The organism is Synechococcus sp. OH20, from assembly GCF_047502685.1.
Taxonomy (GTDB): domain Bacteria; phylum Cyanobacteriota; class Cyanobacteriia; order Thermostichales; family Thermostichaceae; genus Thermostichus.
Genome location: NZ_JANSIQ010000020.1, coordinates 14,568 through 32,908, shown reverse-complemented (window position 1 = coordinate 32,908; position 18,341 = coordinate 14,568). Strand labels below are relative to the sequence as shown.

General features: G+C 60.6%; 21 protein-coding genes, 1 tRNA gene, 1 pseudogene and 1 riboswitch. Of the genes and pseudogenes, 16 read left to right on the top strand and 7 right to left on the bottom strand.

The features are described 5' to 3' along the window. Positions 1 to 56 precede the first annotated feature (56 nt). Positions 57 to 129 (top strand) — tRNA-Glu (locus tag NW826_RS04550). Positions 130 to 286: 157 nt separating this feature from the next. Here NW826_RS04550 and NW826_RS04545 read toward each other — a convergent pair. Beyond that, positions 287 to 631, bottom strand: a complete 345-nt coding sequence (locus NW826_RS04545; RefSeq protein WP_414335905.1) for a DUF1815 family protein — start codon at positions 629 to 631, stop codon at positions 287 to 289. 703 nt (positions 632 to 1,334) lie between these two features. Here NW826_RS04545 and NW826_RS04540 point away from each other — a divergent pair. Next, entirely contained in the window at positions 1,335 to 1,487 is a 153-nt protein-coding gene (locus NW826_RS04540; protein ID WP_414509548.1) for a hypothetical protein, read from the top strand. On the opposite strand, the gene NW826_RS04535 is transcribed toward NW826_RS04540, so the two are convergent. Both NW826_RS04535 and cobO read right to left on the bottom strand, forming a co-directional pair. Then, on the bottom strand, positions 1,484 to 2,851 hold the full coding sequence (locus NW826_RS04535) for a cobyrinate a,c-diamide synthase (protein ID WP_414509547.1): 1,368 nt from the start codon (positions 2,849 to 2,851) through the stop codon (positions 1,484 to 1,486). The genes NW826_RS04540 and NW826_RS04535 overlap by 4 nt on opposite strands. Before the next feature lie 17 nt (positions 2,852 to 2,868). Continuing rightward, the gene (gene cobO, locus NW826_RS04530; protein ID WP_414352266.1) at positions 2,869 to 3,594 is read right to left on the bottom strand and encodes a cob(I)yrinic acid a,c-diamide adenosyltransferase; all 726 of its coding nucleotides are present in this window, start codon (positions 3,592 to 3,594) and stop codon (positions 2,869 to 2,871) included. 100 nt (positions 3,595 to 3,694) lie between these two features. Here cobO and NW826_RS04525 point away from each other — a divergent pair, with 100 nt between their 5' ends. Both NW826_RS04525 and metK read left to right on the top strand, forming a co-directional pair. After that, on the top strand, positions 3,695 to 4,063 hold the full coding sequence (locus tag NW826_RS04525; protein ID WP_414509546.1) for a hypothetical protein: 369 nt from the start codon (positions 3,695 to 3,697) through the stop codon (positions 4,061 to 4,063). Between the two features lie 68 nt (positions 4,064 to 4,131). Further along, positions 4,132 to 4,242, top strand: a riboswitch (SAM riboswitch). Between the two features lie 298 nt (positions 4,243 to 4,540). Then, positions 4,541 to 5,785: a methionine adenosyltransferase gene (metK, locus tag NW826_RS04520; RefSeq protein ID WP_414509554.1), complete on the top strand. Its 1,245-nt coding sequence runs from the start codon at positions 4,541 to 4,543 to the stop codon at positions 5,783 to 5,785. 475 nt (positions 5,786 to 6,260) lie between these two features. Here metK and NW826_RS04515 read toward each other — a convergent pair whose 3' ends face one another. The 4 genes from NW826_RS04515 to NW826_RS04500 all read right to left on the bottom strand — a co-directional run bounded on the left by NW826_RS04515 (position 6,261) and on the right by NW826_RS04500 (position 11,727). Next, positions 6,261 to 6,821, bottom strand: a complete 561-nt coding sequence (locus NW826_RS04515; protein WP_414509545.1) for a hypothetical protein — start codon at positions 6,819 to 6,821, stop codon at positions 6,261 to 6,263. Positions 6,822 to 6,969: 148 nt separating this feature from the next. After that, positions 6,970 to 9,330, bottom strand: a complete 2,361-nt coding sequence (locus tag NW826_RS04510; RefSeq protein ID WP_414509544.1) for a tetratricopeptide repeat protein — start codon at positions 9,328 to 9,330, stop codon at positions 6,970 to 6,972. A 98-nt stretch (positions 9,331 to 9,428) separates the two neighbouring features. Beyond that, on the bottom strand, positions 9,429 to 9,722 hold the full coding sequence (locus NW826_RS04505; RefSeq protein WP_414509543.1) for a hypothetical protein: 294 nt from the start codon (positions 9,720 to 9,722) through the stop codon (positions 9,429 to 9,431). Between the two features lie 16 nt (positions 9,723 to 9,738). After that, complete coding sequence (locus NW826_RS04500; RefSeq protein ID WP_414333295.1) at positions 9,739 to 11,727, bottom strand: hypothetical protein; 1,989 nt, start codon at positions 11,725 to 11,727, stop codon at positions 9,739 to 9,741. 443 nt (positions 11,728 to 12,170) lie between these two features. On the opposite strand from NW826_RS04500, the gene rplC reads away from it, so the two are divergent. The 12 genes and pseudogenes from rplC to rplX all read left to right on the top strand — a co-directional run bounded on the left by rplC (position 12,171) and on the right by rplX (position 18,305). Next, positions 12,171 to 12,815 carry a 50S ribosomal protein L3 gene (gene rplC / locus NW826_RS04495; protein WP_414333293.1) on the top strand — a complete coding sequence of 215 codons (645 nt, stop codon included), beginning with the start codon at positions 12,171 to 12,173 and terminating at the stop codon, positions 12,813 to 12,815. A 42-nt stretch (positions 12,816 to 12,857) separates the two neighbouring features. Further along, a pseudogene (rplD, locus tag NW826_RS04490) lies at positions 12,858 to 13,484 on the top strand (50S ribosomal protein L4); the annotation flags it as partial. 226 nt (positions 13,485 to 13,710) lie between these two features. Beyond that, the gene (locus NW826_RS04485; RefSeq protein ID WP_414333291.1) at positions 13,711 to 14,010 is read left to right on the top strand and encodes a 50S ribosomal protein L23; all 300 of its coding nucleotides are present in this window, start codon (positions 13,711 to 13,713) and stop codon (positions 14,008 to 14,010) included. Between the two features lie 58 nt (positions 14,011 to 14,068). Beyond that, positions 14,069 to 14,953: a 50S ribosomal protein L2 gene (gene rplB, locus NW826_RS04480; protein ID WP_414509542.1), complete on the top strand. Its 885-nt coding sequence runs from the start codon at positions 14,069 to 14,071 to the stop codon at positions 14,951 to 14,953. A 70-nt stretch (positions 14,954 to 15,023) separates the two neighbouring features. Next, the gene (gene rpsS / locus NW826_RS04475) at positions 15,024 to 15,305 is read left to right on the top strand and encodes a 30S ribosomal protein S19 (protein ID WP_414333287.1); all 282 of its coding nucleotides are present in this window, start codon (positions 15,024 to 15,026) and stop codon (positions 15,303 to 15,305) included. A 41-nt stretch (positions 15,306 to 15,346) separates the two neighbouring features. Then, the gene (gene rplV, locus NW826_RS04470) at positions 15,347 to 15,721 is read left to right on the top strand and encodes a 50S ribosomal protein L22 (protein WP_414333285.1); all 375 of its coding nucleotides are present in this window, start codon (positions 15,347 to 15,349) and stop codon (positions 15,719 to 15,721) included. 42 nt (positions 15,722 to 15,763) lie between these two features. Beyond that, on the top strand, positions 15,764 to 16,513 hold the full coding sequence (rpsC, locus tag NW826_RS04465; RefSeq protein WP_414509541.1) for a 30S ribosomal protein S3: 750 nt from the start codon (positions 15,764 to 15,766) through the stop codon (positions 16,511 to 16,513). A gap of 47 nt (positions 16,514 to 16,560) precedes the next feature. Beyond that, the gene (rplP, locus tag NW826_RS04460) at positions 16,561 to 17,037 is read left to right on the top strand and encodes a 50S ribosomal protein L16 (RefSeq protein WP_414333281.1); all 477 of its coding nucleotides are present in this window, start codon (positions 16,561 to 16,563) and stop codon (positions 17,035 to 17,037) included. 16 nt (positions 17,038 to 17,053) lie between these two features. Next, complete coding sequence (gene rpmC, locus NW826_RS04455) at positions 17,054 to 17,290, top strand: 50S ribosomal protein L29 (RefSeq protein WP_414333279.1); 237 nt, start codon at positions 17,054 to 17,056, stop codon at positions 17,288 to 17,290. Further along, positions 17,290 to 17,541, top strand: a complete 252-nt coding sequence (gene rpsQ / locus NW826_RS04450; protein ID WP_414333277.1) for a 30S ribosomal protein S17 — start codon at positions 17,290 to 17,292, stop codon at positions 17,539 to 17,541. Before rpmC ends, rpsQ begins: the two co-directional genes overlap by 1 nt. Next, positions 17,538 to 17,906 (top strand): 50S ribosomal protein L14, encoded by a 369-nt coding sequence (gene rplN, locus NW826_RS04445; protein WP_011434162.1) that lies wholly within the window; start codon positions 17,538 to 17,540, stop codon positions 17,904 to 17,906. The genes rpsQ and rplN overlap by 4 nt, the downstream gene beginning before the upstream one ends. Then, positions 17,907 to 18,305, top strand: coding sequence for a 50S ribosomal protein L24 (gene rplX / locus NW826_RS04440; protein WP_414333276.1), 399 nt, complete (start codon positions 17,907 to 17,909; stop codon positions 18,303 to 18,305). The last annotated feature ends 36 nt before the right edge of the window (positions 18,306 to 18,341 follow it).

Genomic DNA, 18,341 nt, shown 5'->3' with positions numbered 1-18,341 from the left:
CAAGTTGACAAGCTCGTCCCTCCTTCTCTAGGATTAGGATCGCTGCATTCACGAGCGCCCCCATCGTCTAGAGGCCTAGGACACATCCCTTTCACGGATGCGACAGGGGTTCGAATCCCCTTGGGGGTATGGCGAAATGGCCGACGGAGAAAATGAACCCTACAACAACTCCAGGCAGCCCAGGAGCCGAGGGAAGTTCTCGGCCTCCTGTTGCAACTTGAGCTGAGGCCAGACCCGGTTGTCCAATCGCTTGGGACTTGGGGGCGAGAGACTTACGGCTTGTTTTTCAGGTGCTGGCTACCAGAGCCTCAGCCGGAGCGGCAGCCACCAACTCATCTTTGATCAGCTCTGCCAAATCCTGCAGTTGGCGAATCGCCTCTGCTCCTTCCAGTTTCATGAGCTCCCGGTCATCCCGCATTTCTGTCCAGCTAATGGAGCATTCGGAAACCAAAAAGCGAATCAAGTGCCCCTCCCGTAAGCTGACCATGAAGGAGGCGCTCTCAAATGAAGTACCGCAGGTGTAGCAAGAAGCTGGATAGCCCCGCTTCTCCAAAACAATGGCCAGAGCCTGCAAACTCATCACCAGATCTTGAACATAGCTGCGGTACTGTTCCGCCAACCGTGTGAACATCACACTCCTCCCTACATGAATCGCCCGCTGTGGGGCTCAGTCTAGCCGAAAATGAGCCAACTAGTAATTTATGCTTATTATGCTTGAGAGCTAAAGACATGTCTAGGATAACAACCGACAAACCCTCAAGGAAGTGATTAAAGCCACAGGGTAGGCAAAGTCTAGCCCACCAAGGTGTAGTATCCCATACTCGTCTTAACCAAAGACATCAAAATTTACCCCGACTCAAAACTTCTTACCTACTGGGATCCTCACCCAGTGCTTAGCTCAGTCTTTTCTCGAAATGCCCCGACGCAGTCCTTTTGTGGACAATTGCCTCAAAGCCCACTCCTACAGGGGTTTCAGCAGTGGGGAAGCAAGATGTAGTCCTTTGGGTTGGGTTGCCCTCTAGGTTTCTGAGCCTCTGCAAGAGGCTGGCGTGTTTGGAGTCAAGAAGGCTAAGTTTTGTAGACGAATGTGGAGCAAGGTGAGTTCCCGCCCAATTATGCTGAAAAACTCTTGGATGAAGCGAGGGATGCTTGAGAGGGAAGGGCTCAAGGTCGGCATCTGTTGTTCAGGAAAAACGAGTGACTTATTTTCAGAGTCCTCAAGCCATTCGGGATCGCTGTAAGTTGCTATTTGAAAGGGTTTTGGCCGGTGAATCGGAGCATTCTCGCCTCGATGCCGACTGCGTGACCGCCACGATCACGATCCCAGCGGGGAAATGCCCTTCCACAGGCGCTGGCGACATTCTCGCGGAGGATCCGCGGATCGCTTGGCCTGGCCGGAAAAGCGGCTCAAAGACCTGGATCCGCCGGAGCTCAGGTCAGATGTTTCTCCGCCCATGCAACGGCTCAGCGATGGCATGGTCTTCTAAGGGGAGATGGGCAGAGTTGTCCTCAAGAAGCTTTGTAAGAGCCGCATGGCCAGGTCGGGACGGGATCCCCAGTGGAGATGCAGGTAGGAGGCGTGCAGGCGCCGACCGGCCCAGCCTTCCTGGTGAGGCGGGGATCCCCAGATGTAGATTGGGTTGGGGGAGAGAGGGGTGCTGCGGGAGCGGTGAAATTCGTGCCCTCGTAGGCGATCCCCGGCCTTGGCCAGCAGGGTGGGGCGCAGGACAGTGGCCTCGCGGTAGCCCAGGCATAGCCGCTCGCCCATGTCCACCTGGATAGGCAGCAGCCCGGCCAGGGGGTAGGTCTTTCCCTTGAAATCGGTGAGGGATCGTCCCAGCACCATCAGCCCGCCGCATTCGGCATAGAGGGGTGGATGGGCGGGCGGCGGTGGGCGGTGGCTTATTTTTTCGGAGAGGGTGGCGGCAAACAGTTCTGGGAACCCGCCCCCCAGCAGCAGGCCATCGCAGGGATCCGGCGGCCACAGACCCTCCTGCAGGGGAGAGTACTCCAGCAGCTCGGCGCCACAGGCTCGCAAGAGATCTAGGTTGTCGGCGTAGTAGAAGTTAAAGGCGGCGTCTTGGGCCACCCCTACCCGAACCCGACGCGGTTGTGGGGAAATCTCTGGCCACAGCTCCCCCACCGCCGGCGGCAAGGAGCGAATCAAGGGCAGTAGCTCATCCCAATTCAGGTGTTGCTCGGCCAGATCGGCCCAGGTCTCCTGCCAGCGGGGGAAGTGATCCAGTTCTGAGACGGGCACCAACCCCAGGTGGCGGCTGGGCAGGCGCAGATCCTCACGGCGGGGAAACTGGCCCAAGACCGGGATCCCCGCCGCCGCTGCTGCTTGCTGTAAAATCTGGCCGTGCCGCTCCGAGGCTACCCGGTTGAAAATCACCCCGGCAATGGTGAGGCGGGGATCAAAGCGGCTCAAGCCGTAGAGCAGAGCGGCCACCGTCATTCCCAGGCCGCTGCCGTCGATAACCAACACCACAGGGATCCCCAGCAGGCGGGCCACGTGGGCGCTGCTGGCCAAAAAGGGTTCTGTCTCGCCGGGCAGGGATGCGGGCGCTCGTCCATCGAAGAGGCCCATCACTCCCTCTACAATTGCTCCATCTTTGCCTTGGCAGTGGTGGCGAAAGCAGCGCTGCACAAAGTTCTCATCGGTTAAAAAGGGATCCAAGTTGCGACAGGGGATCCCGCTCACCGCTGTGTGGAACAGGGGATCAATGTAATCCGGCCCCACCTTGAAGGGCTGAATGCGCAGGCCCCGCCGCCTGAGAGCGGCCAACAGAGCCAGCGTGACAGTGGTCTTGCCGCTGCCGCTTGTGGCTGCCGCCACCAGAATGGCCATCTTGCCCTACCCAAGGACTAGAACTCAATGCCGATTTGCGCTTTGATCCCCTGGTCGCGGAAAGGATGCTTGACCAAGGTCATCTCGGTTACCAAGTCGGCCCGGTCGATCAGGGCAGCCGGCGCGCCCCGCCCGGTCAGGATCACATGCACCCGCTCCGGTTTTTCGGCCAGGCCGGCCAATACCTGCTCCAGGGAGAGGTACCCCAGCTTGAGGGCGACGTTGATCTCATCCAAAAGTACCAGGTGGTACTCGCCGCTGCTGAGCAGCTCCCGCCCCTTTGCCCAGGCCGCCTGCGCATGGGCGATATCCCGCTCGCGATCCTGGGTTTCCCAGGTAAAACCTTCCCCCATGGCGTAAAAGGCGATTTTCCCCAGGCCCAGCTCCGGATGGGCGGCCAACTGGCGCAACAGTTTGGCTTCCCCCGGATCCCAGGCCCCCTTGATGAATTGCACCACCCCCACCGACAAGCCTTGGCCGAGGGCACGGAAGATCATGCCGAAAGCAGCCGTGCTCTTGCCTTTGCCCTGCCCTGTATGCACGATGATCAAGCCCTTGTCATCGCGCATGCCCGATAGGCGCTGCCGCTGGATTTGCTGGCGGCGCTGCATTCTGCGGCGGTGCCACTGGTTGAGGTCAGTCTCTGTGCCCGCTAGAGACTCCGTCCCGCAATTGCCAACGCCAACAGCCTCAGGCTCTGTTGTCGAGTGGGATCCCCAAGCCGGTGCAGAGAGGTCAGACATGGCGGGTTGGGCCATAATCAGAGGAAATTCGGGTGGGCCGAGCAAGCTCTTCCCCAGCAAACTGCTTTTATCCTACCTCTGGCTGGATTGGGCTGGGATCATGAAAGAACCGGCTACCGCTTTTCGAGATAGCCTGCTGATGTACTCCTTCATCTGGGCCGTGCTGGCGGTAGGGTGTTTTCAAGTCCTGCCCCGTTTGCAAATTGCCTCTGCCGCCCAGTTACAGCCGTGGCTGGGGCCCGCCTATCTGGCCGGGCTGGGGGGATCCCTGTTGGCGGCCCTGGGATCGATGTTGGCCGTCTTGGCGGAAACAACCGCGGGCGCTGCCAGCAAAAGGCATCTGCATCGCTTGGCTTGGGCACTGGGGGCGGTTGGCTTTCTGGGAGTTCTCTTCCCTCTGGGCTTGGCGGGCGTCCTTTTTCTCAGGGCCGCCCAGTCCACCGACTGGTGGCAGGAGCTATTTGGCTGAGACCTGCCCGGAGTGCATTTTTTTGACAAATGCGGAGAGGTTAGGGGTACGATAAGGACAAGTTCCGTTCTTTATCCAGAGCAGACTGAGGGATCAGGCCCAATGAAGCTGCGGCAACCGGCGGAAGTCTCCGCTACGGTGCCAATTCCTGCGGTTAGTCAGTAACCGAAAGATAAAGGCAATAAAGTTTTCTCTAGAGGATAGCCCTTTTAGGTGGGGGCTTTTTCTGGCGACTTTACCCTTTAGCGGCTCCCACAGCTCTGGTCGCAGCGGCGGAGCAAGGCTCTATCGCGTCAGTGGGACGAAGTCCTCGGGTGCGGTGGGTTGCTCTGGCAACTGCGCTGATCCACCGGCTAGGCCTGCCTTTCTGGATCCTGGCCGCCGATGAACGGACAGGTGGGCCTGGCTTTCTGGCCTGAGCAGGCTCCCAGTTTCATCTGTTTCGTCTTAAGGAGAGGTTCGTTGTCCAAGTCGTTTTTGTTTTCCTCGGAGTCGGTGACGGAGGGGCACCCCGACAAAATCTGCGATCAGATCTCCGATGCCATCGTGGATGCCCTCTTGACGGCGGATCCCATGAGCCGGGTGGCGGCAGAGGTGGTGGTGAATACGGGCATGGTGATCCTGACCGGGGAGATCACCTCGCAGGCGCATGTCAACTTCACCCATCTGGTGCGGGACAAGGTGGCCGAAATTGGCTACACCGACGCCAAGAACGGTTTCTCTGCCGATAGCTGCGCGGTGTTGGTGGCTTTTGATGAGCAATCTCCCGATATTGCCCAAGGGGTGAACGTGGCCCTGGAAAGTCGCGCATCCCAGGAAGATCAATTCGACTTGGTCGGGGCCGGGGATCAGGGCTTGATGTTCGGCTTCGCCTGCGATGAAACCCCTGAGCTGATGCCACTGCCCATCAGCTTGGCCCACCGCCTCAGCCGCCAGTTGGCCACTGTTCGCAAAAACGGCACCCTGCCCTACCTGCGCCCGGATGGCAAAACGCAGGTAACCGTGGCCTATGAGGAGGGGCGCCCGGTGGGCATCCACACCCTGCTCATCTCCACCCAGCACACGCCCACCATTGGCGCCATCACAGAAGAGGCGGCGGTGCAAGAGCGCATCCGCGCCGATCTCTGGGAGGCGGTGGTGCAGCCGGTATTTGCCGAGCTGTCCATTAAACCCGACAGCCATACCCGCTTCCTCACCAATCCCACCGGCAAGTTCGTCATCGGCGGCCCGCAGGGGGATGCCGGCTTGACCGGCCGCAAGATCATCGTCGATACCTATGGCGGCTATTCCCGTCATGGGGGCGGGGCCTTCTCCGGCAAGGATCCCACCAAGGTGGATCGCAGCGCCGCCTATGCTGCCCGCTATGTGGCCAAGAACATCGTGGCTGCCGGCCTGGCGCAAAAATGCGAGGTGCAGGTTAGCTATGCTATCGGGGTGGCCCGTCCCATCAACCTTTTGGTGGAAACCTTTGGCACAGGGCGCATCCCCGACGAAGATCTGCTGCGGCTGGTGCAGCGCCACTTCGACCTGAGGCCGGCAGCCATTCTGGCCCAGTTCCAACTGCGAGAGTTACCCCGTCAACGGGGAGGGCGTTTCTATCAAAACGTGGCGGTCTATGGGCACTTCGGGCAAACCCATCTGGATCTGCCCTGGGAGCGCACTGACAAAGCTGCCCTGCTGCGGGAGGAAGCTCTCGCGGGAGCGGCCGCCATCCTGGCCTAGGCAAGAGTTGGGATCCCCAGGCGGCGACAGAGACGGTTTGGGGGCCCTCGGTTTTGGCTCTGCCAGGGTGGCGACACAGGGGGGCAGCTGGGTAGCCCTGTACTAAGCGCTCCGCACCGCTGACGCGAGTAGTACGGAGCGGAAAAGCCTGTTCGCGTTAGCGGGACGTAGTCCTTGAGCGACTTGAGTCGCTCGCCAATGCTATGATTACCAATCCCAAGCAAGCACCCACCCCGGTGAAAGACCCGGACAGTGCTGTAAGTCAGCAAGTAAGCGGAACCTTGAGACTTGGTTCCAAGGAACCGTCTAGGGGCGTCTTGACAGCGCCTTTGCGAGTCCGTCTATGGACTGCGTAAGAATCCCCCGACTTTAGTCGGGGGAGTGTCAATCCTATCCCCCATCCCGACAAGCTCTGCTGTGGCGGGAGTACGCCGGAGTTGGTGATGGCAAGGATCCCTGAGGCAAAATTGCAAACTCACCGAGGCTGTCCTTGGGATGGCTGGGCAGGATCCGAAGGGTCGGCAAGCTGCAGCTCCAAAGTTACCAAAAGCTCCGTCCCGCCAGCGCGAGCCGCCGAGGAGGTTGGCGGGGCAGGATGCAAATGAACGAGCAGGTGGCGCAGCTTGGGCGGGAGATCCTGCAACTGATCCAACAACAAGTTTAGAGATATGGCCGATTCTCTGGAAAACAGGGATCCCGCCGGGGCTACGGGTGGCAAAGGAGAACGGGCAAGGGCATCCGCAACCAAAGACCGGATCAGCTCCTGCTGTTCCCGCCACAGGGATTGGCTGATTTCTGGGGGAAAGGTGAGGTGAGGAGCGCCGCGGCGCTGCCAGAGGCGGAGGATCTGTTCCACAGAGGCGGCCTTGTAGCGCCCCTGGTAGAGGGCTTCCACCAGGGCCGCCGGGATCCAAGAGGCCGGGAACCGCTGGCTCCAGCGCTCCACCCACGCCTGGCCGGGCTGCCCCTCCAGCTCAAACCCGTAGCGCTCCAAAAAGGTGGCGGGATCCATCAGGCAGGGCCCAAGGAAACTCAACCCAAGGCTAACCCAGATCGGGCGAGATAAAGGGGAGATAAAGCTTTCCTTCCCGGATCCCGCAAGACGGCTCTCGTCCTAGAATACCGCTATTGGCCTTCCATGCAGGCTCTGTGAAGAGGCTATGAAGCTGCGGTACGGTGAAGACTCAGTGGTCAACGGGCCCCAGCTCCAGCGCTGCCTCCAGAGCGCGATCGCTGTCGGGAAATTGCGCTAGCAGCCGCCCTAGAAAGGTGGCCTCTCCCGTCAGGCCGTACAGACTCATGAGCACATCCCCGGCATAGCGGCTCTGCGGGAAGCGGGCCAGCAGCTCATTCCCGGCGTAGATCGCCTGGCGGGCATAGCCGTCCCGCAGGACTTTGGCTTCCAGAAAGTAGCGATCTCCAGGGTCACTGGGATCCACGTAGTCGGGCAGCGGCGTGTCGAACAAGCTGGCATCTTCGGTCACCCCTGGGGGAAAACCCGGCAGCGGATAGATGGCTGCCGTTTCGTCGGGAGGGTAGGCGGTGTACTGGCGGTAGAGGATCACCACCTGCCAGTAAAGACTTTTCTCTTGCCAGTGGTCAGGGGCAGCGGGATCCGCCAGCACAGAGCCGAGCAACTCTGCTGCCACAGCATGGTGATTGGCCCGCTGATAGTCGGATAGAGAACCAGAGGAAGCCGGTCGCGGCGGCGCATCGGCATTCCCACTCAGGCCACCCGCACGGTTGCGGTTAAACAGCCACAGGTACCCATTGCGCCAACCGTCGGCAGCGGCCCAGTGGGCGGCCAGTTGATAGCGTTGTTGGGGGGTGGATTGGGCTTGCCAACGGCTCAATTCTCGCCAGCGTTCTCGTTGGGCCTGGATTTCCGGATCCAAAGGGGTGCGGCTGCCGGGTTCTGGATCCCAGTCGTAAAGCCAGTAGCTGCCATCCAGCAAGGGGTAGCGCTCCAACACCGCATCCAAAGCCAGATTTTCCGTCAACCGGAGGGCTTGGTCGTAGCGGTGCTCGCGGGCGTAGCGCACCGCCAGCGCATAGCGGACGGCGGCAGCCAGAGGATGATCCCCGTGGCGGTCGAGAAAAGCCTGCAACTCGCCGGGGGTTGCGCCGCTGTCTAGGAGCAAAAGCAGGCGGCGGCGCAAGACGTAGCGCATGTCCCCATCGCCAAAGGGCTCCGCCAGCCAGTTGGCCAAAAGGAGCAGCGCCTCCTCCCGCTTGCTTTGCCACTCCAAGGTGCGCGTCAACCAAAAGAGGGCATCGTCGGCGCCGGGGTGATCCGGGTAGGTGGTCAGCCAAGCCCGCCAAAGGGCCTCTTCTTCTGCCGGGGGGAAAGGCCGCGGGATCGGCTCGCCGGTCTCGGGATTGTGGGGGGAATAGCCAAAATAGCTGCCCCCGCGAATGCGGGCATATTCCCGGCAAGCTTGGGTAAAGCGGGAGTTGGGAAAAGCCTCCGCCAGCTGCAGCAAAACCAAACCATTGCTGATGCCGTGCAGGGCGGCCAAATCCTCGTTGAGAGACCTCTGCAGCAGCGGCTCCCCGACGGGATCCCCCTTGATGTAGAGCAGGGCCGCCGCCAAAAACCGCTGTGGGTCGGCATCATCGGCCACCACACTGCGCAACAACACCTGAGCACCAGGGTTGAGGGTTTCCGGCTCCGCTATCTGCAGCAGAAAAAACTCTCGAGATGAGGGTGGCAAACCTTCATACAGAGGGCGCACCGCCTGCACCGTTGGCTGTTCTAGGAGCAGCACCTGGTCGGCGCGCCCATAAAAATCGATGTAAGAGGTGGTACTCCCCTCAACCCGCTGCCGCACCGCCTGCACCTGGGATAGCGCCCAGGATGGGATCCCTTCCTCCTCATAGGGCAAGACGCTCAAGAGTTTCTTGGCCCGCTGTGGAGGGCTGCTTTCCAAGGCGGGGATCAGCACCCCGTAGACCTGCTCTCGAAAGGGAAATCCTTCTTGGGTGAGCAAGCTGTTGAGCCAGTTGAGATTGAAACTCCACTCCGGGCTATCGGCTTGGATCCCGGCCAAGGCCAGCTCGGTGAGGCGCTGCACCGACTCTGGCCGATCCAGCCCAAACAGCTCGTACTGGGGCGGGATCTCCTGACCGCTGGAGTAGTCGTAGCCCCCGAACAACGCCGCTGGGGCGAAAAACTCAGCCGGATTTTGCCGCAGCCGATCCTCCAACCACCAGCGGCTGTAAGGCAGGCCATGGCTTTGTAAAGTGTAAAAGGCGTAGCTGCGGCGGCTTGGGTCGGCGGATCCCCCCCAGCGGGCTATCACAGGATAGATCAGAGGAAACCAGCGGTCGCTTGGGCCGGGATCGAACGCTGCCACATCTTCATAGCCGGAGAAAGCGGCGTACCGATAGAGGATCAGATCCCGGTGCATCTGCAGCCGTAGCCGCTGCAGTAGGACGTAGCCCCCTGCTCCCAGCCCCGCCAGGAGGCTGGCGGCGAGGGCCAGCGTTGCCACAGGACGAAGGGGAAAGCGGCGGGACGAGGGCGCCGGGGTATCCGGATTCATAAAACCCAATCCAAGTCCAGGCGGGCGTCCCCACTCTACTCGATTCTTTCCGAGCGCGGATAGAGGGCCTACAGCCATTTCGGGCCGGCCGCTTTCGATCACGGCTGCCGACGTAAACACCACACGGCTCCGGGCACGTCGGTTTCTCCCTCTCGCCGCAGGGTAAAGTTCTGATGATAGACGGGATCCAGCCCTGCCCGTTCTGCCTGCCGCAGCACGTAGGCGGCGGAGTGGGCAGAGCGCTCCGTGGTGGATCCCAGCTCGTAGCCGGGGACGGATCCCTGCTCGACGGTGAAGGCCAAAAGCCCGCCGGGATTGAGCACCTGCCCACAGGCCGGCAAGACCTGGCCCAAATCCCCCAGATAGATGAACACATCTGCCGCCAGGAGCAAGTCGTAGCGCTCTGAATCAAGCCGTGGCCATGGCCTTCGCGGCCTTTAAAATGAGGTAATCTAACATGCCGGTGTTCTCTTCGCCGCGGTAGTTACAAGTGGAGCGCACCAGCCACAGCCCCTTCCGAGTTCGGCAACAGAGGTTGAGCAGCGTGCGAGCCAGAATTTGTTGACGCGCCTGTAGGTCTTGGGCCGCGTCGAAAACCTCCCCATCCCACTCCGGTGTCAGCACACGGCTGTTGTAAAGCACACGCCAGAGAGAACGGGACCAAAGCGGATTGGTGATGTCGAACCAAAACTGGTAATCTGCCTCTAAACCTCGATTGATATAGGCCACCGGCGTCGCCACCACCAGGTAGCGGGAATAGTCGGGCTCAAAGCGTCCGCTGCTGGGGGTTTGTCCCGAGCGGATCATGGCCAAAAAGGCGGCATCCCCTTCGGTAGGGAAGGCCCGGCGAAACCGTTGCGCCGCCTCTATCAGCACGCGCAGCAGCTCCTGATCCTGAGGGGAGGAAATCACCGGGGCCAAGTGATCGGCAAAAAACCGCTGAAAGAAGACGGCCAATGAAGGCCCAGGAGGATAGCCGCGTAGCCAATCGAACAATCGCTGGTAGCGCTCCAGGTTGGCAAACCCCACCCGCTCCGGCTGCCGTACCGCGGTTCGGGAACGCAGAGAACGACCCACCGGATCCCAGGTATCTTGGGCCAACAGGGCTGCCCGGATGGGATCCAGATCCAACACCCAGCTCAACAGCAGCCGCCAGGCCGGCAGGGTGGGAAAAGCGCCCCACTCGGGATGGGCCAATTCCGCTGCCGTCAGCACTGCGCGCACCAACGGGTAGCGGATCAACGCCGGGAAAGGGGCGATCGGCAAGACCTCCGGCAATTGCTCCTGCAGCCTCAGGCTCACCCCCACATCCATACGCGGCAGCAAAACAGCAATGCGAGAGGCCGGGATCCCGGCCCGCAAAAGCTGCCGGATCTCAGCAACCATCCCTTCCACCGCTGTAAACAGAGTCTCTCCCTCCAGCACCTGCACCTTCGGCGGCTCTCCCCCCTTCGGTTCGGGCAGCGAATGCGAAAACTGGGGATCCAGCACCCGCACAATCTGCACCCCCAGCCGAATCATGCCGGCCGAGCCGCGATAGCTCCTCTCCAGAAGCTGAACCCGGGTGTTTTCCATCAAAAAGTCAGCTACTGCCTCCGGGATCCCGGTCAACGAGACTCCGCCGCCGAGGGTGTAGCTAAAAAACTGGCTTTGCAGATGGGCTTGCCCTTGCCGGTAAAACTCCAGCGCCACCCCGCAACTGTCTTCCGCCTGATCCACGATCAGGTGATCCCACTCCTGCCAAAACTCCGCCAGCGGCAAGATGTACTCACCAAACAGCCGGATCTGCAAGCCAAAATCCAGGGATCCCAGCCGCAACCCCACCTCCCACAGCCGCTCCACACAACAGCCCATCGCCTGCAAAGCCTCTGCCCGCCCCGGATCCCCCTCCGCTGGCCAGGCCGCTGCCAGCCGGGATCCCACCGCTTCCGCCGCCAAACCCGAAGCCCCCGCAATATAGGCAGCACTGCTGATCTGATCCCAGATCTGGAACTCCTTGAGCCCAACGCCGGCAAAGACTTGCCCATGCCGCGGGCACAAAGCGCAGGCCCGTTGGCAGAGAAATTGAGTCAGATCCTTGGCCAAGGGGATCGGCTCAAACTGAGGGGGCAACTGCGGGAGGCGGGCACACACCTGCGGCCAATGATCGGCCAGAGAGCGCCCCACCCGCTGCAAGAACGTCTCGATCCGCCACGGCCCCACCAAACCCAAGCTGGACTGCTGCAAGCGCCGCAACACCTCATCCGCCTGCCGTTGACTCCGCACCAAAAACAAGATCCGCGCCGGATCGGATCCCGCCTGCAACAAACTCCAATAGCGCTCCACACAAGCCTGGGTCAGCCCACTGCCTGCCCAGCCCAGCACACTTTGGAAGGGATCCCGCCAATGGTTCCTCATTGCTTCCACCGTCATTGGCCTCCCCAACCATTTTCTCGGCAAAAGACTGGACAAATAGGCCTTCGCTTCATTATGATTGGTTTTCGTTGCCAACTAAGCCCACGCGCTTCGGCAACCCAACGTACTGCTATTCCAGATACTGCCTCTTTGCAGGCAAGTCTGAGCAGTTCTAAGCAAAAGCAGTTTGGCGTGTAACTTCAGGCCGAGCTGAGCAGCAGGCCCAGTGCTGTTCAGATTGGCAGGGATCCTAGCCTCTCCCTGCACTGTTTTTTTGCCTGAGCCAGCAGACTTAGCCAGAGTCTGATTTTCCTGCCGTCACGCTGCTGCTCTACGCATCTGGCTGACCCAGCCAAAGGGCTCCGTCTCGACGGCTAGCTGATTGTCGGAGTGAGCCGGTTCTGAGTTGATGAAAACGAGTCGTGCAGGCTCGAGGGGAGGTTCTTGTGGCACTTGGCATCCTTGGCAGAAAAGTCGGCATGACCCAGATCTTCTCTCCAGAAGGGCTGGCCATTCCGGTCACCGTTGTACAGGCCGGGCCTTGCACGGTGACCCAGATCAAAACCCAAGCCACAGATGGCTACAACGCCGTTCAGTTGGGCTACTTGCCCACTGCCGAAAAGCATCTCACGCGGGCGCAGCGGGGCCACCTCAGCAAAGCGGGGGTGGCAGAGCTACTGCGCCACCTGCGGGAGTTTCGGGTTGACCAGCCAGAAGCCTACCAGTTGGGGCAAAAAATTACCGTTGAGATTTTCTCCCCCGGCCAATTGGTGGATGTGGCGGGCACCTCCATCGGGCGAGGGTTTGCCGGCTATCAGAAGCGGCACCACTTCGGCCGTGGCCCCATGTCCCACGGCTCCAAAAACCACCGCCGGCCAGGCTCCATCGGCGCCGGCACAACTCCAGGCCGCGTCTTTCCGGGGATGCGCATGGCAGGGCGGCTGGGAGGTGGCCGAGCCACCACCCGTAAATTGCAATTGGTGCAGGTGGATCCGGAGCGGGATCTGCTGGTGATCAAGGGTTGCGTGCCCGGCGTGGAAGGGGGGCTGCTGGAGATCACCCCTGCTAAGCAGGTGGGCAACAGACGTTAGGCAAAACCAAGGCTGACCGGCATCCGCGAAGACGAGGAAACCATGGCAAGTTGTGTGGTGAAAAATTGGCAAGGGGAAACGGTGGGCAGCGCCGAGCTAAGTCTTAAAGTGGCTCGTCCCGCAACAGCTCCCCACATCCTCTATCTGGCTCTGCGCCGGCAGATGACCAACGCTCGCCAGGGCAACGCCCACACCAAGACCCGAGCCGAAGTGCGGGGTGGCGGTCGCAAGCCTTGGAAGCAGAAAGGTACCGGTCGGGCTCGCGCCGGCTCCATTCGCTCCCCCCTGTGGCGCAAAGGTGGGGTGATCTTCGGCCCCCGCAAGCGGGAGTACAACCTGGCCATGAACCGCAAAGAGCGGCAACTGGCCCTGCGCACCGCTCTGCAAAGCCGGGTGGAAGACCTGATCGTGGTGGAAGATTTCCAGGAGCAGCTCAACCCACCCAAGACCCGCGCCGTGGCCCAAGCTCTGCTGCGCTGGGGAGTGATGGAGGATCAATCAGCTTTGCTCATTGTTGCCGAACGCTCGCAAGCTGTAGAGCGGGCCGTGCGCAACATTGCCCGCGTCAAGCTGATCGGCCTGGATCAGATCAACGTTTTTGATCTGCTCAACGTCGATTGGGTGCTGATCACCACCTCTGCCCTGGAACAGCTCAAGGCCCGCTGGGGATCCGGCGCAGCAACAGAAGCTGTAACCCAAGCCGAAGCCGCCGAAGGTCAAGCTCAGCCAGAAGATCCAAAAGCGCAAGCAGATCAGGCGGATCAAGAAGTTGCTCCAGCAACTCTCCAAGAGCCAACAGATCAGGCTGTAGCCGAGGAAGAGTTGCAGGAGCAGGACAGTGCCCAGCCACCAGCCGTAGAAGAGGCCGAAACAGCCGCAGCAGAGGAGGAAGACGATGACTGAGAGCAAGCGGATCCTGGCCGATATCTTGTTGCGACCCGTCATCACCGAAAAGGCAACCGCCCTGATGGAACAGCGCAAATACGTCTTTGAAGTGATGCCCACCGCCACCAAGCCCCTCATCCGAGCCGCCGTCGAGGAGATGTTCGGAGTGCGGGTCACCTCGGTCAACACCCTAAAGCTGCCCCGCAAGCAACGGCGGGTGGGTCGCTTTGTTGGCTATCGCACCCGTCCCAAGCGAGCCATCGTCACCTTGGCCGAGGGAGATTCCATCACCCTCTTCCCGGATACCTAGACCCTTTGATCCCTTGTTACTAAGCCGCTACCCCTAGTCCTCCACCCCCACCCGAGCCATGGGCATTCGTACTCTCCGACCGTACACCCCCAGCACCCGTCACATGACGGTCTCTGACTTCGAGGAGCTGTCCCGTGACGAGAACGGCAAGCGGCCCAGACCGGAAAAGTCTCTGCTGCAATTTCTTCACCGCAAGAAAGGGCGCAACAACCGCGGCGTCATCACCTGCCGCCACCGGGGCGGCGGCCACAAGCGGCTTTATCGCATCATCGACTTCCGCCGCGACAAACGCGGGATCCCGGCCACCGTCAAAACCGTGGAGTACGATCCCAACCGCAGTGCCCACATCTGCCTGGTGGAATACAAAGACGGTGAGAAACGCTACATCCTCGCTCCCCGTAACCTACAGGTGGGATCCACCATCATGGCCGGGCCTGAGGCCCCCTTTGAGATCGGCAATGCCATGCCTTTAGAGCGGATCCCGTTGGGAACGGTGGTTCACAATGTGGAGCTGTATCCCGGTCGCGGCGGGCAGATCGTTCGCGCTGCCGGGGCTGGAGCTCAAGTGGTGGCCAGAGAGGGCAAATATGTCTCCCTTAAGCTGCCCTCTGGCGAAGTCCGCATGATCCGCGGCGAGTGCTACGCCACCATCGGCCAACTGGGCAACGTCGACCACAACAACCTCAGCCTGGGCAAGGCCGGTCGCAGCCGTTGGTTGGGGCGCCGTCCCCACGTGCGTGGCTCGGTGATGAACCCCGTCGATCACCCCCACGGCGGCGGGGAAGGAAAAGCACCCATCGGTCGCAGTACCCCTGTCACCCCTTGGGGCAAGCCCACCCTGGGCTACAAAACTCGTAAGCGCAACAAGCCCAGCAACAAGTTCATCGTGCGCGGTCGCCGTCGTGGAGGTCGTCGCGACAGAGGTGGGAGAGCCGCTCAATAGCAATCTGCTGGCCATCCGTATCCTCAAGCGTTTTCGAGGCTGAATTGCTTGTCAAACTGTCGAGGTTCTTATGGGACGTTCGCTAAAAAAAGGCCCCTTTGTGGATGCCAAGCTTCTTCTCAAGGTGGAGAAGATGAATGAGCGCAACGAGAAGCACATGATCAAAACCTGGTCGCGGGCCAGCACCATCCTGCCGGTGATGATCGGCCACACCATTGCCGTGCACAACGGCAAGCAACACGTGCCCATCTACATCACCGATCAGATGGTGGGCCACAAGCTGGGCGAGTTTGTTCCCACCCGTACCTTCCGCGGCCATGCGGGTAGCGACAAAAAAGCATCTCGCCGTTAACTGAGCGGCTGATAAGGAGAGCGATCTAGTAGGAGAGCGTTATGGCTGATTCATCATCGGATATTAAAGCGGTAGCCCGCTACATCCGCATGTCCCCCTTCAAAGTGCGGCGGGTGCTGAACCAGATCCGAGGGCGCACCTATGCCGACGCCCTGATCCTGTTGGAGTTCATGCCCTACGCTGCTTGTGAGCCGGTGCGCAAGGTGCTGCGCTCGGCGGTGGCCAATGCGGAACACAACAGCGGCCTGGATCCGCGGGATCTGGTGATCAGCCAAGCCTACGCCGATCAGGGGCCTGTGCTGAAGCGGTTTCGCCCCCGCGCTCAAGGTCGGGCCTACCCCATTCGCAAGCGCACCTGTCACATCACCATCGCCGTCCGGCCCATAGAAGAAGCTGGAGCAGCAACAACTTCCTAACCTTCCCTATTCCCAGACCTCTACCCCTCAACCGACAACACCATGGGACAGAAGATCCACCCCACCGGTTTCCGCCTCGGCGTGATCAAAGAACATCGCAGCCGCTGGTTTGCCGATCCGGCCCGCTACCCGGCCTTGTTGCAGGAGGACGATCAGATCCGCGCCTACCTGACCAAGCAGTTGAGCAGTGCCGGCCTGGCCGACATCCAGATTGAGCGTAAGGCGGATCAAATTGACCTCGAGATCCGCGCTGCTCGCCCTGGGGTGGTGGTGGGTCGGGGAGGATCCGGCTTAGAGACTTTGCGCCAAGGCCTACAAAAAGAGCTGAGCTCACGAGGTGGCGGCGAACGAACCATCCGCATCAACGTTGTGGAAGTTACCCGTGCCGATGCCGAAGCAGCTTTGCTGGCGGAAAACATTGCTCAACAGTTGGAACGGCGGATTGCCTTTCGCCGCATCGTGCGCCAGGTCATCCAGCGGGCGCAGCGGGCCGGTGTACAAGGGATCAAAATCCAAATTGCCGGTCGCCTCAACGGGGCCGAGATCGCCCGCACCGAATGGACGCGGGAGGGGCGGATCCCTTTGCACACCCTGCGGGCCGACATCGACTACGCCGAGCACCTCGCCCGCACCACCTTCGGCATCATCGGGGTCAAAGTTTGGGTCTTTAAAGGAGAAGTTCTGCCCGGGCAGGAACGTCCCGAACAAAAGGTTCCCCTGCAACAGCCCAAACGCCGGCAGCAGCGGCGGCGGCCCACCTTTGAAGATCGCTCGGCAACAGCAGAGACTTGAGCGTTGGCTAGGGATCCCATCGGTTCGCCAATGATTGAGGAACGGCTATGTTAAGCCCCAAACGCACCAAATACCGTAAGCAACAGCGCGGGCGCATGAAAGGCAAAGCGACCCGCGGCAACCGCATCAACTTTGGGGAATACGGCCTTGTGGCCCTAGAACCCGCCTGGATTACGGCTCGGCAGATCGAAGCCAGCCGTCGGGCCATGACGCGCTACGTCCGGCGAGGCGGCCAAATCTGGATCCGCATCTTTCCCGACAAGCCTGTTACCCAACGGCCTGCCGAAACCCGCATGGGATCCGGCAAAGGCAACCCCGAGTATTGGGTTTGCGTCGTCAAGCCAGGCCGCATCCTCTTTGAGATGGGAGGAGTGCCTGAAGCCACGGCTCGAGAGGCCATGCGCCTGGCCGCCCAAAAGCTGCCGATCAAAGTCAAGTTTGTAACCAAAGCCGACTTTGAGAAGCCGGAACCTGCCCAGGAAGCAGTTCCGGAAACCCCAGAACCGGTAGCTAGCCCTACCTGAGGGAGGAGAGTCAACCATGCCCATGCCCAAAATTGCCGATGCCCGTGCCCTATCGGACGAGGAACTGAGCCAGGAGATCTACGCCGTCAAAAAAGAGTTGTTCGAGCTGCGTTTGCAGCAGGCCACGCGGCAGTTGAACCAGCCCCACCTCATTCGCCTGCGCAAACACAAGCTGGCTCAACTGCTGACCGTTGAATCCGAGCGCAAACGCGGCAAGTTCTTGCCCTCAACTCAGACCCAGAAGGAGGAGTAATGCCTGCTCGCGAAAAGATCGGCGTTGTTGTCAGCAACAAGATGCAAAAGACGGTGGTTGTTGCCGTGGAAAACCGGGTTGCCCACCCCAAATACGGCAAAATCGTCGTCAAAACCAAAAAGTTTAAAGCCCACGACGAGGAGAACCGCTGCCAAGAAGGGGATCTGGTGCGCATCACCGAAACCCGTCCCCTCAGCCGCACCAAGCGTTGGCAAGTGGCCGAAATCTTACGGGAGGTGAAGAAACTATGATTCAGCAGCAAACCATGCTGACGGTTGCCGATAACACCGGCGCCCGCAAGATGATGTGTATTCGCGTGTTGGGCAGCAGTGGCCGCCGCTACGCCAGCTTGGGCGATGTGATTATCGGCGTCGTCAAAGATGCCCTGCCCAACATGCCCGTCAAAAAATCTGACGTCGTCAAGGCCGTGGTCATCCGCACCGTCGATACCGTACGTCGCCCTGACGGCATGTGCATCCGCTTCGACGACAACGCCGCCGTGATCATCAACAACGACGGTAACCCCCGTGGGACTCGTGTTTTCGGCCCTGTGGCTCGCGAGCTGCGGGAGAAAAACTTCACCAAGATCATCTCCCTTGCTCCGGAGGTACTCTAGATGGCCCGCCCCCTCAAGCCCAGCCAAATTCGGCGCTTAATCCGGCAACCCGGCATTCGCAAGCACCGCAACAGCCTGCGCTACAAAATGCGCATCAAGCAGGGGGATACCGTGCAGGTGATCTCCGGCGATGACAAAGGCAAAATCGGCGAGGTGCTGCGGGTTTTTCCCGAGCGCAACATGGTTGTGGTGGAAGGAGTCAACATCGTCACCTACCACCGCAAGCCGCAGCGAGAAGGGGAAAGTGGCCGAATTGAGACCAAAGAAGCCCCGATCCACGCCTGCAAGGTGATGCTCTATTCCAAGAAGCAAGAGGTGGCCAGCCGCATCCGCTATCAAATCACCGCCGATGGCCGCAAAGTCCGTGTCCTCAAGAAAACAGGCGAGATCCTCGACTAAGTGTCCCTTGAAGTTGACTAGGGCTCTGACCCAGCC

Excerpts from the sequence above, each read along its gene's own strand:
- NW826_RS04545 (WP_414335905.1), bottom strand. The coding sequence starts at position 631 with ATGTTCACACGGTTGGCGGAACAGTACCGCAGCTATGTTCAAGATCTG.
- NW826_RS04540 (WP_414509548.1), top strand. The coding sequence starts at position 1,335 with ATGCCCTTCCACAGGCGCTGGCGACATTCTCGCGGAGGATCCGCGGAT.
- NW826_RS04535 (WP_414509547.1), bottom strand. The coding sequence starts at position 2,851 with ATGGCCATTCTGGTGGCGGCAGCCACAAGCGGCAGCGGCAAGACCACT.
- cobO (WP_414352266.1), bottom strand. The coding sequence starts at position 3,594 with ATGTCTGACCTCTCTGCACCGGCTTGGGGATCCCACTCGACAACAGAG.
- NW826_RS04525 (WP_414509546.1), top strand. The coding sequence starts at position 3,695 with ATGAAAGAACCGGCTACCGCTTTTCGAGATAGCCTGCTGATGTACTCC.
- NW826_RS04510 (WP_414509544.1), bottom strand. The coding sequence starts at position 9,330 with ATGAATCCGGATACCCCGGCGCCCTCGTCCCGCCGCTTTCCCCTTCGT.
- NW826_RS04500 (WP_414333295.1), bottom strand. The coding sequence starts at position 11,727 with ATGAGGAACCATTGGCGGGATCCCTTCCAAAGTGTGCTGGGCTGGGCA.
- NW826_RS04485 (WP_414333291.1), top strand. The coding sequence starts at position 13,711 with ATGACTGAGAGCAAGCGGATCCTGGCCGATATCTTGTTGCGACCCGTC.
- rplB (WP_414509542.1), top strand. The coding sequence starts at position 14,069 with ATGGGCATTCGTACTCTCCGACCGTACACCCCCAGCACCCGTCACATG.
- rpsS (WP_414333287.1), top strand. The coding sequence starts at position 15,024 with ATGGGACGTTCGCTAAAAAAAGGCCCCTTTGTGGATGCCAAGCTTCTT.
- rplV (WP_414333285.1), top strand. The coding sequence starts at position 15,347 with ATGGCTGATTCATCATCGGATATTAAAGCGGTAGCCCGCTACATCCGC.
- rpsC (WP_414509541.1), top strand. The coding sequence starts at position 15,764 with ATGGGACAGAAGATCCACCCCACCGGTTTCCGCCTCGGCGTGATCAAA.
- rplP (WP_414333281.1), top strand. The coding sequence starts at position 16,561 with ATGTTAAGCCCCAAACGCACCAAATACCGTAAGCAACAGCGCGGGCGC.
- rpmC (WP_414333279.1), top strand. The coding sequence starts at position 17,054 with ATGCCCATGCCCAAAATTGCCGATGCCCGTGCCCTATCGGACGAGGAA.
- rpsQ (WP_414333277.1), top strand. The coding sequence starts at position 17,290 with ATGCCTGCTCGCGAAAAGATCGGCGTTGTTGTCAGCAACAAGATGCAA.
- rplN (WP_011434162.1), top strand. The coding sequence starts at position 17,538 with ATGATTCAGCAGCAAACCATGCTGACGGTTGCCGATAACACCGGCGCC.
- rplX (WP_414333276.1), top strand. The coding sequence starts at position 17,907 with ATGGCCCGCCCCCTCAAGCCCAGCCAAATTCGGCGCTTAATCCGGCAA.